This is a genomic window from Acinetobacter sp. YH12126 (assembly GCF_013418745.1).
Classification (GTDB): domain Bacteria; phylum Pseudomonadota; class Gammaproteobacteria; order Pseudomonadales; family Moraxellaceae; genus Acinetobacter; species Acinetobacter amyesii.
This window is the reverse complement of sequence record NZ_VPBM01000012.1, coordinates 58538-76844: the sequence shown is the minus strand read 5'-3', so window position 1 is coordinate 76844 and position 18307 is coordinate 58538. Positions and strand designations below refer to the sequence as shown.

Sequence of the window (18307 nt, the reverse complement as noted above, 5' to 3'; positions counted from 1 at the left end):
CTGTAAATCTCGAAGTCATGATGAGTCAACAAAATACTGATTTTTAAACCAAACTTGTTAGCACTTTAGAGGGTTAACTTGAACTACAACAAAAGAGATAAACGTCCATGTTAGACATTATTCCAAGCGGTATCCTTGTAACAGTCGGGATAATTTTTGCCGCACTTATTTTTATTGGTTTTATTATTGCTCGACTTTATCGTCGCTCAAGTAAAGAAATTTCATTTGTGCGTACAGGCTTCGGCGGTGAAAAAGTGATTTTAGGTGGCGGTGCTATTGTGCTTCCTGTGCTGCATGAAATTATTCCAGTCAATATGAACACCCTACGTCTTGAAGTACGCCGTGCAGATGACCAAGCGCTGATTACACGTGACCGTATGCGTGTCGATGTGATGGCGGAGTTCTATGTCCGTGTGAAACCAACCGCAGATTCGATTGCTACCGCAGCACAGACTTTAGGTCAAAAGACCATGTCGCCAAATGAGTTAAAGAATTTGGTCGAAGGAAAATTTGTTGACTCTCTACGTGCAGTTGCCGCAGAAATGGCGATGGAAGAGTTGCATGAAAAACGTGTCGACTTCGTACAAAAAGTTCAGCAAGTGGTGTCTGAAGATTTACATAAAAACGGTTTGGAACTTGAAACCGTTTCATTAACTGGCTTAGACCAAACAGGCTTTAAATACTTTAACCCACAAAATGCGTTCGATGCTGAAGGTTTAACTAAACTGACAGAAACCATTGAAGACCGTCGTCGTAAACGTAATGCGATTGAACAAGATGCAGATCTTGCAATTAAGACCAAGAACTTAGAAGCAGAACAAGCACGTCTACAAATTTTGCGTGAAGAAGAATATGCAAAACTGCAACAAGAACGTGAAATTTCAATCCGTCGTGCAGAACAGCTTGCAGAAATTGCATCACAAGAAGCTGCTAAAAAACGTGAAGCCGAAGAAGCGCGTATTGCTGCTGAACGTGAAGTTGACTTAAAGCGTATTACTGCTGCACGTGACGTTGAAAATCAAAATATTCAAAAGTCACAAATTATTCAGCAAGCCCAAGTGGAACAAAAGAAAACCATTGAACTCGCTGAGCAAGACCGTGCAATTGCCATTGCTGAAAAATCTCGTGCTGAATCTGAAGCTAAAGCACATGCCGATCAAGCCCGTGCTCAAGCGGTAAAAGCCGAAGAAGAAGTGATTACCGTTCGTCAAATCCAACAAGCTGAACGTCAAAAAGCTGTTGAATTGGTCTCTGCGAAAGAAAAAGCGGAGAAAGATGCGATTGCCATTACTGTCGCGGCTGAAGCGGGTAAACAAGCAGCCGCAGATGATGCAGAAGCAATTCGTATTGCAGCTGAAGCCGAAGCTGAAAAAGTTCGCTTAAAAGCCAAAGGTGAAGCTGACGCAAAAGTTCTCTTGGCTCAAGCGATGGAAAAACAATACCAAGTTGATGCTGAAGGTACACGTGCAGTGAACGAAGCAAACAACGTATTGTCATCTGAACAGGTTGAAATGCAAATTCGTTTAGCGATGTTGAAATACTTACCTGAAATCATTCGCGAAAGTGTTAAACCAATGGAAAACATTGATGACATTAAGATTTTGCAAGTGAATGGCCTAAATGGTGGACATGCAGGTTCTTGCCAAGGTGATGCTCACCACGAAGGTAGCGGTAATGTTGCCTTGTCAGACCAAGTGGTAAATAGTGCCCTACGCTACCGCAGCCAGGCCCCACTGATTGATAGCTTGATGAGTGAGCTTGGTATCCAAGGTGGCGATATTAATGGTTTAACTCAGAGCTTAAACAAAAAAGCTGGTTAATTCGTTTTACACGCTAAAAAAACCGCAGCTTAATCCTGCGGTTTTTTTATTGAGATCATCGACAAGGAATACTCATAAAGCTAAAAAAATAAGTTCAGTATCAAATCATGACTGTAAAATGACGAAATACTGGATCACAACAAAGTGCAAACCAAATCACACTTTCAAGAATAACCCTTCCCCTGCAATCTTGCTACAATCTTCAAATTCATCATATTCTGCTTAGCTGTACTTGCTAAAACGTGCAGCAAAATATGCGATGAAAACATTTACGAATGATAATACGCTCAGTGCAAGTATAAATATGACTTCTTCCTTAAATGCCGTTACTTCCCTACGCCCCTTTAAAAAATTACTAGGTCTAATGACCTGCTTCGGTTTGGTCTTTTCAGGCTGTAGCAGTGCTGAAACGGTACGTATTACCCACCACCCTATACAAGATTTGGTCAAGCAATATGCATCAGCCAATCCTTTACATCAAACCTTGACCAGCAAAACACCAAAGCCAAGCACTACAGAGCGTATGCGCATCATGCATATCGACTTAGATTATGTATATGATGCCAATCAGGCTCAACAAGAAAAAAATATCCGCGCATTGATTGAACGTATCCGTCGCATTGAAGCCAATACGATTTTTCTACAAGCTTTTGCAGACCCTGATGCCAATGGTTCGGCTGATGCGGTGTATTTTAAAAATCGCTATATCCCAATGCGCTCAGATTTATTTCAACGTGTTTTGCACGAAATACGACAGCAGACTCAAGTAAAAACTGTATATGCATGGCTGCCTTTAATTGCGTGGGAGTTCCCGAAACAGTACCCTCTGCAATATGTAAAAAGCCAAAGTGAAAAAAAAGGTTATATTCGGATATCACCCTTTGACCCGAGAAACCAACAATACACAGCAGAAATTTTTCTAGATTTTATTCAGCAGAATAAAGTAGATGGCATTCTTTATCACGATGATATCACTCTCAATGATTTTGAGGATAATAGTACCGCAGCGCTTCAGACCTACAAAACATGGGGCTTCGATCAACAATTGATTGGACAACCAAAGCATGCGCAGCAGCTTGAATTTTCACGCTACAAAACCGCCTATTTAGACCAATTTGCTGAAGGCATCAGTCAGATTTTAAAACAGCAGCAACCCGACTTACATTTTGCTCGCAATATGTATGCTGAAGCTGTGCTGAACCCGAACAGTGAAAAATGGTTTAGCCAGTCCAATGCCAGCACGTATCAACATTATGATTACAACGCCATCATGGCCATGCCCTATATGGAAAAAGCAGATGACCATCGTCAGTTTTATTTAAACTTGATCGAGCGTGCCAAAAAATATGATCCCAATTTGAGCCGTACCATTTTTGAACTTCAAGTGACCGATTGGAATCATCAAAAACCTATTTCCAATCAGGAACTGACTGACACCATCCGTTTACTGGAACAACATGGTGTGCAACATATCGGGTATTATCCAGATGATTTCGTGCAAAATCATCCAGATGCACAGCAAATAAAAAAGGCATTTGCACCTGCCCTAGCTAATGACTGATACAAATGCCTACATCATCAGATCTAGGATTCTAGATCTGATGAAGAACGCTGATTAGCTGTTGATTTTATAGTGTTCTAATTGACCTTCATCCGTATAGTGCAAGGTGATATTTTTTGATTCTCGCATCGTGGCTATATCACTGGCTTTTACGTGAAAGCTTTTCGCCAAATCTTCATCTTGAGCATTCTCTGGCGCCTTTCTACGATCTTCCCCATGAAAACGCATCCAGTTATAACTTGCCCAAACAAATAGACAGCAAATAAAGATTCCGATTGAGAAAATCAATTTCATGATCGATAGACTGGTCATCGGTTGGGACTGATCCATAACCTGTGAATACACCACCGTGCCTTCAAACCACCAAAACACAAGGGTTAATAGCGGTAAAAACAACCACATCCAAAGCATCCACCCGACTGCCATCAGACCATAGCCTGCTGACTTGCGTTTGACGTATTCAGGTTTATCAATATATTCAGGTAATTCAAGCAATGATTCATCTTGAATAATTTTAAAATCTGAATTTGCAACTGGCTTCTGATTTTGTAAATTAACTTGGTTCATTGTTTTCCTCCCCTCTAAATCCACGGTCTGGACTGACCCAACGCGCACGCTTTTGGGTTTTGAAAATAGTCTTTGGCAAAGCAACGACCGTGGTCAGCATGGCTAAAATCCAGAAAAATAAGGGATACCAAATCACCCAAAAATAATTTCGCAGTAAGCGTTTTTTGTCGTAAGCGCGATCGATCCATAAACTCACGAGGAACTGGAATAAACAGGTTACACCTAAAATCACCCCATACCATTGAGGTAATAGTGATTGGATCGCCCACTCACCCGGTAATGAGAAAAATAGACCATAAAAATACAAGACAAAAATACTGAACATGACATAGGCCCAGATCACGCTAATGATAGATTCGAATGCAATCGGCCACATCCGACGTAAACGCCATTTAAATATTTTAGGTAAATAGGCAAATAGTACTTCGATGCCGCCTTGAGCCCAACGTAAACGTTGTTTCCAAAGTCCATTAAAGGTTTCTGGCATATAGATATAGCAAAGGGCTTGCGGTACATAGTGCAAATCCCAATGATCGAACTGCAAACGCCATGACACATCAATATCTTCTGTGATCATGTCATCACGCCAATAACCAATGCGGTCTAGTGCAGTTTTTCTGAAACCTGCAATTGCACCCGACACTGTAAAAATACGACCATAGGTTCTTTGAGAGCGCTTGATTAAGCCAATAATCGAAGAAAATTCACCGACCTGAATTTTACCCAAGATGCTTGAACGGTTCACAATACGTGGATTACCCGTTACAGCGCCCACGCGTGGGAAACTGGTCAGATGATGCATCATCCAAAGTGCCGAATGCGGGTGCAATAATGCATCACCATCAATACAAATCAAGTATTCAAATTGGCTGACCATCGCGCCTGCACGTAATGCATACGCTTTACCCTGATTCTCAGCCAAATGCACCACACGCAATTTAGGATATTCGAGTACCAATTGGTCTAGAATTTCAGCGGTTCGATCTTTACTTCCATCATTCACCGCTATCACTTCAAAATTTGGATATTGGCTCTGCATCGCATATCGAATCGTGTCACGTACCTGTGCTTCTTCATTAAAGCAAGGCACAATGATGCTACAACCGTGTACGGTTGGCACGGGAAGTTCAGGTTGTTTCCATTCACGCTTTAAGTAGAACCACACGCCTCCAGCAATCCAAATCCACGCCATAAATAAGGGATATAGGAAAGCAAAGGCAAAAAACAGATCGTTAAAACTCAGTTCCCATTCTTGCATTACTGACCTCCTTGTATATACGGATCACGGTAAGTCAGTGGACTGCCATTCAAGCTGATGCTTTGATATAGGTGATGTTGAACGCGTTCGCCATCCTGAAGCTGATAATTATTCAGTCCGATTTTTTGTACCGACGCTGCGCGCAAAGCCTGATAGTTTTGCTGATACTGTGTCCAATCTTTCTCGCTCATTTTTGGATTGATATCTAAACTGACAATCAAGCGTTGCTTTTGCTCTGTATTCAAAGTCTTCAATGCGGACATAAAAGCTTTAAAACTTTGCGGATGCTGACCTGGGTTAATACTTAAATACAGAAAGTCCGACGCTGTTAAGACACGAGTCACCAACGGTTTTAATCCAGAAAACTGATGTCCAGTTAAATTCACCTTGAGCGCGGTTTGGTTGTCATTACTAATATTGGAATAAAAATGTGCTTGCGCCTTACTACGCTCTTTAATCGCAATGATTTTTTGTACTTGCTCAGTACATGCGGTTGACCACTGAGCTGAATGAATTGCACAGTCCAAGCTATTACCGGTGTTAATAATTAAACCTTCTAGCGAACTATTGTTTTTCAATAGATCTGCCGTTAGGTCTGCCAAATTAATCCCCTGCTGTAACTCCAAAACTGATTGGGAGCTGTGCATAGACTCGATTACCAATTCGTGTACGAGCTTGCCATACGGTACGATTCAGTAAATCTTGCTGCATCGGCAGTTTTGAATTTGGGAAAAATAAGGCATCAATTTTACCGTCACCATCATGATCAACTGCGGCATTTAAAAGCAATGTATTGGTTTTTAACGCATTGACTTGGTCTAATAATGTCCCCAATTTCTGATCTGATTGCTCAGCCGTTGGCGCTTGTAATTCAGCCAAATTAAAATTCAGGAATGTTTTACGCTGTTTATAGGGCGCGCGAGCTTCAACGATAAAGTCTTCCATATTTTGATGGATAAACTCTGGTGTTGGGTTATCCATAATCAGGGCACGCTGATAGGTATGCACCGAATCTGCCTGACTGACCACGTTACCCAAGCTAAACGACATGGGCAGTCCCGCTTTACGTGCATATCCCTCAATTTCTGGTGTAACTGCACCGTATGGCCAGAAGATCGCCATACTATGAATACCCAGTTGACGATCAAGTTCTTGTTTAGATTTCTTCAAATCTTGCACAATACGCTGCTCAAACTCAGCATCGGTTTCATAACGATTTTGAGCTGGAAAATACTGACGTGTAATCGCAGCAGGTTCCATATTTTTTTGTGGGTTTGCCAAAATACCATGATGCAGATCATCCGAATGCGATACAAATTCGGCATATCCCGACTTTTGCATTTCCCGCATTTGATCCCAATTCATCAAATTACCCACACCATAAGCTTCATAAGCATCTTTGGTATTGCCATTAATCCAACTGGTTGGAATAGCAAAAACTGCAGGAAATTGATATTGCTTTAACAATGGAAAGACTTTGCTATAACTACTTAGCGCACCATCATCAAAAGTTAATAACAGCGCCTTTTCAGGTAACTTTTTCTTTTGTAAACGCGCCTGCATGACATCTTCTAAACGAATGGGCTGCCAACCTTCTCGTTTAATCCACGCAAAATATTGCCCAAGATTTTGCGTACTAATCGCATAGACATCTCGGTCACCACGTTTGGCAACATCATCTCGAACATCATGAAAGGTCAGCGTTACAAATTGGTTATGTGCTGTACTTTCATCAAGTTCAGGCATCGCCAAATTTGCAGTTTCTGGCACATTATTGTCAGCAAACAGATATGTCGTACCGATGGGCAAAGTTACAGCTAGAACTAAGCTTTGCTTCAACATGCGGTGTAATAATGTATTTTTCATTAGAAGCGCCCCTCAAAACCAACAACTGCATAACTACGATCTTCATCTTTTCCGTCATACGGATGTGAACCCCAACCTATGCCGTAGTTCAGTTTCCACGTGCGTGAGAGCTGCCAATCATGTTGATAATACAAATTATAAATCGGACGACTTGAGTAGCCTTTTTGTCCGAATGTACCGATCGTTGCTGCAAAGTGCTGGTTAAAATGACGTTCATAATCACGCCATGTCATCCAATCATGTTCCAATGTCACTTCAGCGCTATAGCTATGTTCGGGGTTAAAATAAGGCACATCAACCGAATCATTTTTTCCGTAATAACCACGCAGTGTTGCCGCAGAAATATGATGCGGAGATTGTTGGAATTGCTGTTTAAAATACCCTGACAGTTCTTGGCGTAGATTGCCATCATCAATATCGGTCAATTGATAACTTGCACCTGCTTTACGTGATTCATTTTGTTGCCAGTTCAGTGCAAAACGATATGCCTGCCCTTCATGATCCTGTGCCAAAGATTGCAATGGAATATCCGCTTGGCTGTCATAACCCAATGCATAGTTCCAATGATCATTCAGCCAATGTGACCAATCCAATTGCACACCAAAACGGTCGCCATCGGTGCTTTGAGAGAATAATGCAGATGCAGCTTTACGATCCGAAGCCCACTCCAAACCCATGCCAATCCGCTGGTCTTTTAATTTGCCAGACTCATACTTCGACCAACGATTGCTATGGTCTGCAAAGAGTCGATAATTATCGTAAAACCATGGGCTATTGATACGCGTCCAGTTTTCCTGTTCACGTGAACCTTTCAGGCGATTTTGTACACGAGGATCATCAGACTCACTTTTCGCAAAGGTACTTTGATGTTGAATTGACGCACGATTCCGATCATCCAATTCTTTTTTACTTTGTTTTACGCCCGTATCATCACCGACATGACTGACCATATATTGATTGAGTTCACGCCAAGCTTGAATTTGACTCAAGGCTTGGAAATTCTGCATGCGGTTAAGTTGCGTTCCCTGTGAAATGGGCTCTAAGCTATTCTGCTGCGCCAAAGTATGCTGGGACTGCTCTGGTTTTTCACGCCAACGTTGAATTAATGCCAAATTATTTTGATACCCGATATTGCCGGGAGCCTTTGCGGTTAAGTCATTAAAGTAACGTTCAGCTTTTTCATGTTCATTGCGATAAGCAAAGTTCAATCCCTTCAACGCAATAAATTCAGTACGATCATCGTGTGGCGCCTTATCCACTCCTTTCGCATTACTATAAACAAAGGTCGGCAACTGTTTGTCCATGGTGTCGATTAACTGATTGGCTTGTTTAAATTTTTCTTGTTCGATCAAGCTATAGTACAAACCAGCATAGACGTTATAGTCCGCATAATTTTTTTCAGCAAATAAACTCTGATATAAAGGCTCAGCTTTTTCAGGTTGACGTAATTTTAAATAACTGTCTGCTAAAGCATGTCGTACATAAGCAGGCATTTCTTTAGCTGTTTGACCTGTTTTTTCTACTTGTGCCAATGCATGCTTTGAAGCATTACGTGCATTTAAGGCATAGATATATTCATAGTAAAATTTACGTTTACTGGCTTCATCTGCAGGAAGTGAGCCTTCATAAGCACTCATTTCAGCCAGAACACGATCTAGTGGTTCAAATGCCGTTGCCCCACGCTTCATATCAAACGCATTTTTTGAGGCTTGAATGCCTTGTTGGATACGCTGTGAGAACTCATTCATCTTGAGCAAATGTTGCAACACTGGCTTAGAACTATTGAGTCCATTGGCCTGAATATAGCTTTGCGCAGTGGCAAAATCGCTATTTTGCAATAGAGCCAATATATACTGTTCTTGGGTATCAGTATTTGGCTGTTTTTCTAGCGCATATTTCGCTGCATTGAGAGATTCAGCAGGCATATCCAATAATCGATAGGCATAGGCCAATTGCGAAAGATAATCTGCACCAAGCGACTGTAAGTTGAGATTTGCCAGTTTTTGTTTTGCTTGATCTTTTTGACCTGATTCTGCCAGCAACACACCCTGCCAAATCAACCACTGTTCCGATTGATCCTGCTGATAAAATTTTTGTGCCCACTGTAAGGCTTGATCATATTGTTTAAGATCACGTAAAGCTTTGATGACACTGACTTTGCCATAATCTGGAAACGTCGTTGGACTAATCTTCGCCAAGTAGGCCATATCTGTAGAGCTAAAGGTTGCATTTGCATAACGCAGGAGCGTGTAATCTGCAATGAGCTTCTGATTATCAGGATGTTGCGCTAATAAAACTTGTAATTGGTTAAATCCCTGATCCAATTTACCGACACGGATATCCGCAACACTTTGTTCTCTTTGCTGATCAATATTATCAACTGCAAATACAACCGTAGGAAGGCTCGAAAAAATCGACAAGAAACATAGACGAGATAAATAAGATTTATAAATCATGATTATTCACGTTAGAAGAGTAATTATTCATCAAATTAAATTAATGTGATGTGTTTCACATTATGTCATATTTTGACCGATTAAATTTGGTTAATTATTCATACCAAAGTGTTAATAATGAATGAGAATATGCTGATTTTATAAATTTTCTTTACTATTCAGCCACTATTATTAAATAAAAATAAAAAACCCCTCATTTGAGGGGTTTTTATTAACAGAAAATTACCGTAACTAAGCAAGACCTTTAGACTTTAAAACTTCGTACATAGTCGAGCCTAATTCAGCAGGACTACGGGTATAGGCCATTCCGGCTTTTTCAAAAGCAGCGAATTTCTCTTCTGCTGTGCCTTTACCACCCGAAATGATTGCGCCTGCATGTCCCATACGTTTACCTTTTGGTGCAGTCACACCCGCGATATAACCGACAACAGGCTTAGTTACATTCGACTGGATATATTCAGCCGCTTCTTCTTCTGCTGTACCACCAATCTCACCAATCATGATGATCGCTTCAGTTTGCGGGTCGTCTTGGAACAGCTTTAAGCAATCAATTTGGTTCATGCCCGGAATTGGATCTCCCCCAATACCGATACACGTCGACTGACCTAGACCCAGCTTCGTGGTTTGCGCTACAGCTTCATAGGTCAGAGTCCCTGAACGCGAGATAATGCCGATTTTACCCGGTTGATGAATATGCCCCGGCATAATACCGATCTTACATTCACCCGGAGTAATAATCCCTGGACAGTTCGGACCAATTAGACGTGCATTGTTACCATAGGTTTCTAGGTAACGTTTGGCTTTTAGCATATCAAGTGTCGGTACACCTTCCGTAATCACAACGATCAGCTCAACACCTGCATCTATAGACTCAATAATTGAATCTAGTACGAAAGGTGCAGGTACATAAATAGAAGTTGCCGTTGCACCTGTTTCACGTACCGCTTCTTTCATGGTATTAAAAACGGGTAAGTTTAAGTGTTGTGTGCCGCCCTTGCCCGGTGTTACACCGCCAACAACTTTAGTGCCATAAGCAATCGATTGTTCTGAATGGAATGTGCCGTTTTTACCGGTAAAACCTTGAACTAAAACTTTTGTGTCTTTATTTACTAATACGCTCATGATCTCTACTCCCTTAGCCTTTTACCGCAGCAACAATTTTTTCTGCAGCATCAGCCAAGCCATTTGCAGAAATCAATTTCAAACCTGATTCATCAAGTAATTTTGCACCCAACTCTGCATTGTTCCCTTCTAAACGAACAACCACAGGTACAGTCACATTTACTTCTTGAACCGCTGCAATAATTGCTTCAGCAATCATGTCACAACGTACAATCCCACCAAAAATATTAATTAATACACCTTGTACAGATGTATCTGCCAAAATGATTTTAAAGGCTTCAATTACGCGTTCTTTGGTCGCGCCGCCTCCGACATCTAGGAAGTTTGCAGGTTGACCACCATATAGCTTGATGATGTCCATGGTTGCCATCGCTAGACCAGCACCATTCACCATACAGCCAATATTACCTTCTAAGGCAACATAGTTCAGATCAAACTCAGAGGCTTTCAGCTCACGCTCATTTTCTTGCGTTTTATCGCGTAGTGCTGCGATTTCTGGTAAGCGATATAAAGCATTTGAGTCGATACCAATTTTTGCATCCACACATAAAATCTCGCCATTTTCACGTACGGATAACGGGTTAATTTCAAATAAAGCAAAATCATTTTCAATGAATGCTTGATAAGCCGCAGACATGATTTTGACAAATTGATTCACTTGACCATCTTTTAGGTTTAAAGCAAACGCCACTTCACGTGCTTGGAATGGTAACAATCCCACTAGAGGATCTACTTCAACTTTAATAATTTTTTCAGGCGTTTCTTCTGCAACTTTCTCAATTTCAACACCGCCTTCAGTCGATGCCATAAAGGTCACACGACGGCTAGAACGGTCAACTACAGCACCTAGGTACAATTCACGCTCTACTGGATAAACATCTTCAGATACCAAAATACCGCTGACGGGTTGACCTAATGCATCTGTTTGATAAGTGACTAAGCGTGAGCCGACCATTTGGTTCACATAATCAGTGGCTTCTTGTGCAGATTTTACGACTTTAACGCCGCCTGCTTTACCACGACCACCTGCATGCACTTGGGCTTTGAGTACCGCAAACTTACCACCCAGTTGCTCAAAAGCTTTGACTGCTTCTTCTGCGGTAGTTACAAATACGCCTTCTTGGACTGGCATACCATATTTTTTTAATAACGCTTTAGCTTGATATTCGTGTAGATTCATTGAACAACCTTTTACTCTTTCTTCGCTTTGTTATGACCCATTAAAGCCCAGACATCCGTCAAAGCAGCTTTAACCTTTTTAAATCTTAAAATATTTCTTATCTTTATTTTTAGATGATTATTCAAATTAAAACAACCATCTGAAACAAAAAAGAGCGGCCTAAGCCGCTCTTTTTACATCTTATTTACGTTTACGCTGAATCGCGTGAATTGCACGTCCATCGACTGCAAGTGCAGCTTCGTGAACGACTTCAGAGAATGTCGGGTGACCGAAAGTCATTAACTGTAGGTCTTCAACACTTGATACGAACTCAAGTGCGATCATGCCTTGGTGTACGATGTCAGACGCAGCAGGTCCAATCACGTGCATACCGAGTAGACGATCTGTCTTCGCATCAGCAACAAACTTAACAAAGCCTGCGTTTTCACCAGCAGCCATTGCACGACCATTTGCAGCGAAACCAAATTGACCTGTTTTAACTTCGTGGCCTTTTTCTTTCGCTTGCTCTTCTGTTAAACCAACCCACGCCGCTTCTGGGTGTGTGTAAATTACAGAGATGATAGTGTCATAGTTCACTTGAGCTGCATGACCGTGGATACGCTCAACAGCCATTACGCCTTCTTCCATTGCTTTATGTGCAAGCATTGGACCACGTACCAAGTCACCAATTGCATATACACCTTCAACTGAAGTTGCACACCAATCGTTTACTTCAACTAGACCGCGCTCAGTGAGTTTAATGCCTGAATCTTCAGCCAATAAACCTTCTGCATATGCTTTACGGCCCACACAAACGATCAATTTATCGAAAGTTTGAGTTTTGTCTTCGCCGCCTTGAGTGTACTTAACAGTAACTTCACGGCCATTCACTTCTGTACCAGCAACTTTCGCGCCAACACGGATATCAAGACCTTGTTTAGTCAATACTTTTAGGTAATCTTTCGCCAAAGCTTTATCAGCCATTGGCAAGAATGCATCCATTGCTTCAAATACAACAACTTCCGCACCAAGACGACGCCAAACAGAACCCAGCTCTAGACCAATAACACCCGCGCCAATAACACCAAGACGTTTAGGCACTTCTGGGAACTCAAGCGCACCAGTAGAGTCAACAATAATGTCTTGATCTACAGGAGCAACTGGAATATTTACTGGCACAGAACCCGATGCAAGGATTACATATTTAGGTTCTAAAATTTGAGTTTCACCTTCGTGAGATACAAACTCAACTTTCTTACCTGCAAGTAATTTACCTGTACCTTTTAACCATTCGATACCGTTGCCTTTAAGTAGGCCATCAATACCCATCGTCAATTGGTTAACAATTTTGTCTTTACGATCAAGCAGTTTTGCAAGATCAAATTTCACTTCACCAGTTGTAATACCGTGGTCATCTAAGTGATGAACAGTATCTTCATAGCGGTGAGATGAATCAAGTAATGCTTTAGATGGGATACAACCCACGTTTAAGCAAGTACCACCTAAAGATGGTTTACCTTTATGAATACGTTTTTCAATACAAGCTACTTTAAAGCCTAATTGAGCAGCGCGGATAGCAGCTTCATAACCACCAGGACCGCCACCAATAACAACTAAATCAAATTGAGACATGTGTATCTCCAAAAATGGGCTTAGAGGATCGCTCTAAGCCCATTGCATTATTCTGAAGTATTAAAGATCAAGGATTAGCTTAGCTGGTTCTTCTAACAATTCTTTGATTGTTACAAGGAAACCTACTGCTTCTTTACCATCGATTAGACGGTGGTCATAAGAAAGCGCTAAGTACATCATTGGCAAGATTTCAACTTGACCATTTACAGCCATAGGACGTTCTTGGATTTTATGCATACCCAAAATCGCAGTTTGTGGCGTATTTAAGATAGGTGTAGAAAGCAAAGAACCGAAAGTACCACCATTAGTAATAGTGAATGTACCGCCAGTCATATCTTCGATACCCAATTTACCATCACGCGCTTTACCAGCGTATGCACGGATACCATTTTCAACTTCAGCATAGTTCATGCGGTCAGTATCACGAAGAACTGGAACTACTAGACCACGGTCGCTTGATACAGCAACACCGATGTCGTAGAAACCGTGGTAAACGATGTCATTGCCATCAATTGAAGCGTTTACAGCTGGGTAGCGTTTAAGTGCTTCAGTTGCCGCTTTAACGAAGAATGACATGAAGCCAAGACGTGCACCATGACGCTTTTCAAAAGCATCTTTGTATTGCGCACGCATTTCCATGATTGGCTTCATGTTTACTTCGTTGAACGTAGTCAACATTGCAGTTTCTTGAGTTGCAGCAAGTAAACGTTCAGCAACACGCTTACGAAGACGAGTCATAGGAACACGTTTTTCGATACGTTCACCAACAGCAACGCTTAATGGCGCAGCAGCAGGAGCAGCTGGTTTAGCTTGATGGTTTGCAACATCTTCTTTAGTGATGCGACCGCCACGGCCAGTGCCAGCAACGTCAGCAGCAGCAATGCCAGACTCAGTCAATGCTTTACGCACTGCAGGAGCTTGATCAGCAACAGGTTGAGCACGTTCAACAACAGGAGCAGCGCCCGCTTGAGTTTGCGCAGCAGCTTGTTCTACTTTCTCTTCTGATTGAACAGCTTGAGTTTGAGCAGCGCCAGAAGCAGCACCTTCTTCAAAAGTCGCAATCACTTCGTTCGATAAAACTGTATCGCCTTCGTTTTTAACGATTGCAGAAATCGTACCGTCAGCAGGAGCTACAACTTCTAAAACAACTTTATCTGTTTCAATATCACAAATCACTTCGTCACGTGATACTGCTTCACCTGGTTGTTTGTGCCAAGTTGCAACTGTACCGTCAGCAACTGACTCTGGGAATACCGGTGCTTTAATTTCGGTTGCCATTATTAAGAATCTCCTGTTATTCAGCTACGATAGCTAAAGCATCATTTACGAGCTGAGCTTGTTGTTTTGCGTGCAAATATGGTGAACCACAAGCCGGTGCAGCAGAAGCTTCACGACCTGCATAACTTATACGAACTTGTTTGCCCGCTTTCATCACGTCGTCATAGAGACGCGGAGCGATGAATAACCATGCACCTTGGTTCTTCGGTTCTTCTTGAGCCCAAACCAATTCTTTAACGTTTGGATATTGTGCCAGAACTTCAGCAAGACGTGCTTCTGGATACGGATACAATTGTTCAATACGAACGATTGCTGTGTTGTTCAATTCTTTTTCACGACGTTTTTCAAGTAAGTCGTAGTAAACCTTACCACCACAAAGCACTAGACGAGTTACGTCTGACTTGTTGATATTGTCAATTTCATCGATCACAGTTTGGAATGAACCATTTGCAAGTTCTTCTAAAGTAGACGTTGCAAGTTTGTGACGAAGAAGAGACTTCGGTGAAGTCACGATCATTGGTTTACGGATTGGACGAAGTGCTTGACGACGCATCGCATGGTAAATCTGCGCTGGTGTAGTCGGTGTGATCACTTGCATGTTTTCTTCAGCACATAGCTGTAAGAAACGCTCTAAACGAGCTGATGAATGCTCAGGACCTTGACCTTCAAAGCCATGTGGAAGAAGCATAGTCAGACCGCATACGCGTTCCCACTTAGTTTCGCCAGACGCGATGAACTGATCGATTACAACCTGTGCACAGTTTGCGAAGTCACCAAATTGCGCTTCCCAAATGACAAGGCTCTTCGGAAGAGTCGTTGCATAACCGTATTCGAATGCAAGAACCGCCATTTCTGACAATAATGAGTCATAAATAGCTGTACGTGGTTGGTTTTCTTTCAAGTTACATAATGGAATGTAAGTTGAACCATCTACTTGGTTATGAAGTTTTGCATGACGGTGTGAGAATGTACCACGACCTACGTCTTCACCTGTTAAACGAACAAGGAAACCTTCATCTAGAAGAGACGCGTAAGCTAATGTTTCAGCAGCACCCCAGTTCAATGGCATTTCACCAGTCTGCATTTTCAGACGGTCATCAATCACTTTAGCAACCTGACGTTGCATCACGAAGCCTTCTGGAAGCTCGCGCATTTTCGCACCAAGCTCTTTTAGACGTTCGATTGGGAAAGTGGTATCCCATTTGTCTGTGTATTCGTGGCCTAAGTAAGGTTTCCAGTCCACAAACATTTTTGTATTTGGCTCAAGTACCAACGCATTTGCAACGTGTTTACCTGCTTCAAGGTCAGAACGATACTGTTCAACCATTGCATCAGCAGAAGCACGATCAAGAACACCTTCTTGTACAAGCTTGTCAGCATAAAGCGTACGTGTAGTCGCTTTTTTATTGATGATTTGATACATCATTGGCTGAGTTGCAGCTGGCTCGTCAGCTTCGTTATGACCACGACGACGGTAGCAGAACATATCGATTACAACGTCTTTACGGAATGTATGACGGAAATCGTGTGCCAATTGAGAGACAAATAATACAGATTCAGGATCATCACCGTTCACATGGAAGATCGGTGCTTGGATCATTTTCGCGATGTCAGTACAGTATTCTGTAGAACGCGCATCACGTGGGTCAGACGTTGTGAAACCAACTTGGTTGTTCACGACGATATGAACTGTGCCACCCACGGTATAACCGCGAGTTTGTGACATTTGGAAAGTTTCTTGGTTTACACCTTGACCTGCAAATGCAGCATCACCGTGAACGATGATTGGTAATACATCATCACCACCGATATCTTTACGACGTACTTGACGTGCGCGTACAGAACCTTCTACTACAGGTCCAACGATTTCTAAGTGTGATGGGTTAAACGCTAATGCCAAGTGAACTTCGCCACCCGGAGTCATTACGTTTGAAGAGAAACCTTGGTGGTATTTAACGTCACCAGAGCCTTTTTTATGCAGAGATTTACCTTCGAACTCACCAAATAGATCAGCTGGGTTTTTACCCATGATGTTTACAAGAAGGTTTAAACGGCCACGGTGAGGCATACCGATAACCACTTCTTTACAGCCTACTGAACCTGCGCGTTGAATAAGTTCATTCACCATAGGAATGAAAGATTCACCACCTTCAACACCGAAACGTTTCGCACCAACGAATTTGTTACCAAGGTATTTTTCTAGGCCTTCAGCTGCAGTTAGACGTTCAAGGATATGTTTTTTCTGGTCTGCAGTGTAGCCAAATTGACCACGAGTACCTTCAAGGCGTTGTTGAATCCAACGTTTTTCTTTTGTATCAACAATGTGCATGTATTCAACACCAATCGAAGCAGTATAAGTTGCTTCCATTGCTTGAACCATTTCACCAAGTGTTGCTTCAGACTTACCGATTGCAAGGTTACCTGTATTAAATACAGTATCTAAGTCAGACTGAGTTAGACCGTGCGCAGCAAGATCTAGATCAGGCACGATTTCACGTTTTGCAAGACCAAGTGGATCTAATTTTGCGTTTTGATGACCACGGTTACGGTATGCAGCGATCAACTGTAATACACCGATTTGACGGCGTTCATGCTCAGAACTTACTGCACTTTGCACTACTGGCTGAACACGGCTTGAATTACGGCCTAATAATAGGAATTGCTCACGTACATTGCTGTGTGGTTGATCACCTTTCGGGAATTTATCGAAGTATTCACGCCAATCAGCCTCTACTGAGTCTGGAGCCGTTAGATACTGCTCATAAAGTTCTTCAATATACGCTGCACTGTCAGCGCTAAGTTCAGTGTCAAGACGCAGTGCGTCAGCAACTTCTTGCATTTGTGGACCCATTTCCTATTGCAAAACATTTCAGGATGCTTTTTAAGCGAACCCATGATTAGTAATGTCAAATTGGTAATATGACATTAGTCCCCATTAGGCTTAAGCCTTGAGGCGTTATCACTACATTAGGATTACCCAATGTGATTAATGAACAATAACGCCCTCAGCGGCATCATTACTCATTGAGAAATACCCGACATAAATCGGGCAATTTTTGCAAATCATCTTAGAAAAAATAAATTTTTCGCAATTATCTTTTCTAAAGCGACTTTATTAACATTTATATACCTTCTACAGCGCTTAAATTGTAGAAAAAATGTACCCAATTCAAAGTCATTTTTTACATATAGTGATACTCTAAATGCTAACACGTTCGAGCATTTTCAATTGATTTTTTTGACACATACCTCTCATAAATTAGCGAAATACACTGTTTGTATTTTCATCTATGATATGGTGCTACATATAAAATGATCTTTCAATTAAGACAAAAGTCTACGTTCGATTATTACCTCATCTCATATACAAAAACAAAAGAGAGCTGACATTCCTATCCTCTCTCTTTTTACTACGTTACATAATAACATCTTCTAATCCTTTTGACAGACTTGAACGAGCGTTTCATCAATAAATAACCATTTATCTATCACTTTATACTTTTAATTCACTACGTTTCTATGAAATCCATTTATAGCACTCTGCAATGACAGCGAATAACTTTCACTATCATCATTTTTATATATGAC

Annotated in this window: 10 protein-coding genes and 1 pseudogene; 2 read left to right on the top strand and 9 right to left on the bottom strand. The window is 41.6% G+C overall.

Translation table 11 applies throughout. From position 1 onward, the window contains the following. The first annotated feature begins 107 nt into the window (after positions 1–107). Both FTU62_RS10360 and pgaB (FTU62_RS10355) read left to right on the top strand, forming a co-directional pair. On the top strand, positions 108–1820 hold the full coding sequence (locus FTU62_RS10360) for a flotillin family protein (protein WP_111884397.1): 1713 nt from the start codon (positions 108–110) through the stop codon (positions 1818–1820). Between the two features lie 304 nt (positions 1821–2124). Further along, positions 2125–3381, top strand: a complete 1257-nt coding sequence (gene pgaB, locus FTU62_RS10355; protein ID WP_180102608.1) for a poly-beta-1,6-N-acetyl-D-glucosamine N-deacetylase PgaB — start codon at positions 2125–2127, stop codon at positions 3379–3381. Positions 3382–3435: 54 nt separating this feature from the next. On the opposite strand, the gene pgaD is transcribed toward pgaB (FTU62_RS10355), so the two are convergent. The 9 genes and pseudogenes from pgaD to FTU62_RS10310 form a co-directional block, all read right to left on the bottom strand. Continuing rightward, positions 3436–3948, bottom strand: coding sequence for a poly-beta-1,6-N-acetyl-D-glucosamine biosynthesis protein PgaD (gene pgaD, locus FTU62_RS10350; protein ID WP_180102607.1), 513 nt, complete (start codon positions 3946–3948; stop codon positions 3436–3438). After that, entirely contained in the window at positions 3935–5206 is a 1272-nt protein-coding gene (pgaC, locus tag FTU62_RS10345; protein WP_180079070.1) for a poly-beta-1,6-N-acetyl-D-glucosamine synthase, read from the bottom strand. The genes pgaD and pgaC overlap by 14 nt, the downstream gene beginning before the upstream one ends. Continuing rightward, a pseudogene (gene pgaB, locus FTU62_RS10340) lies at positions 5206–6952 on the bottom strand (poly-beta-1,6-N-acetyl-D-glucosamine N-deacetylase PgaB). Before pgaB (FTU62_RS10340) ends, pgaC begins: the two are co-directional and overlap by 1 nt. Before the next feature lie 119 nt (positions 6953–7071). After that, positions 7072–9528, bottom strand: coding sequence for a poly-beta-1,6 N-acetyl-D-glucosamine export porin PgaA (gene pgaA / locus FTU62_RS10335; protein ID WP_180102606.1), 2457 nt, complete (start codon positions 9526–9528; stop codon positions 7072–7074). Positions 9529–9759: 231 nt separating this feature from the next. Beyond that, on the bottom strand, positions 9760–10650 hold the full coding sequence (gene sucD / locus FTU62_RS10330; RefSeq protein ID WP_180102605.1) for a succinate--CoA ligase subunit alpha: 891 nt from the start codon (positions 10648–10650) through the stop codon (positions 9760–9762). A 13-nt stretch (positions 10651–10663) separates the two neighbouring features. Beyond that, entirely contained in the window at positions 10664–11830 is a 1167-nt protein-coding gene (sucC, locus tag FTU62_RS10325) for an ADP-forming succinate--CoA ligase subunit beta (protein WP_180102604.1), read from the bottom strand. 180 nt (positions 11831–12010) lie between these two features. Then, entirely contained in the window at positions 12011–13441 is a 1431-nt protein-coding gene (gene lpdA / locus FTU62_RS10320; RefSeq protein ID WP_180102603.1) for a dihydrolipoyl dehydrogenase, read from the bottom strand. Between the two features lie 60 nt (positions 13442–13501). After that, positions 13502–14719, bottom strand: coding sequence for a 2-oxoglutarate dehydrogenase complex dihydrolipoyllysine-residue succinyltransferase (odhB, locus tag FTU62_RS10315; RefSeq protein WP_078192990.1), 1218 nt, complete (start codon positions 14717–14719; stop codon positions 13502–13504). Positions 14720–14735: 16 nt separating this feature from the next. Then, entirely contained in the window at positions 14736–17558 is a 2823-nt protein-coding gene (locus FTU62_RS10310; RefSeq protein WP_111884450.1) for a 2-oxoglutarate dehydrogenase E1 component, read from the bottom strand. Positions 17559–18307 lie beyond the last annotated feature (749 nt).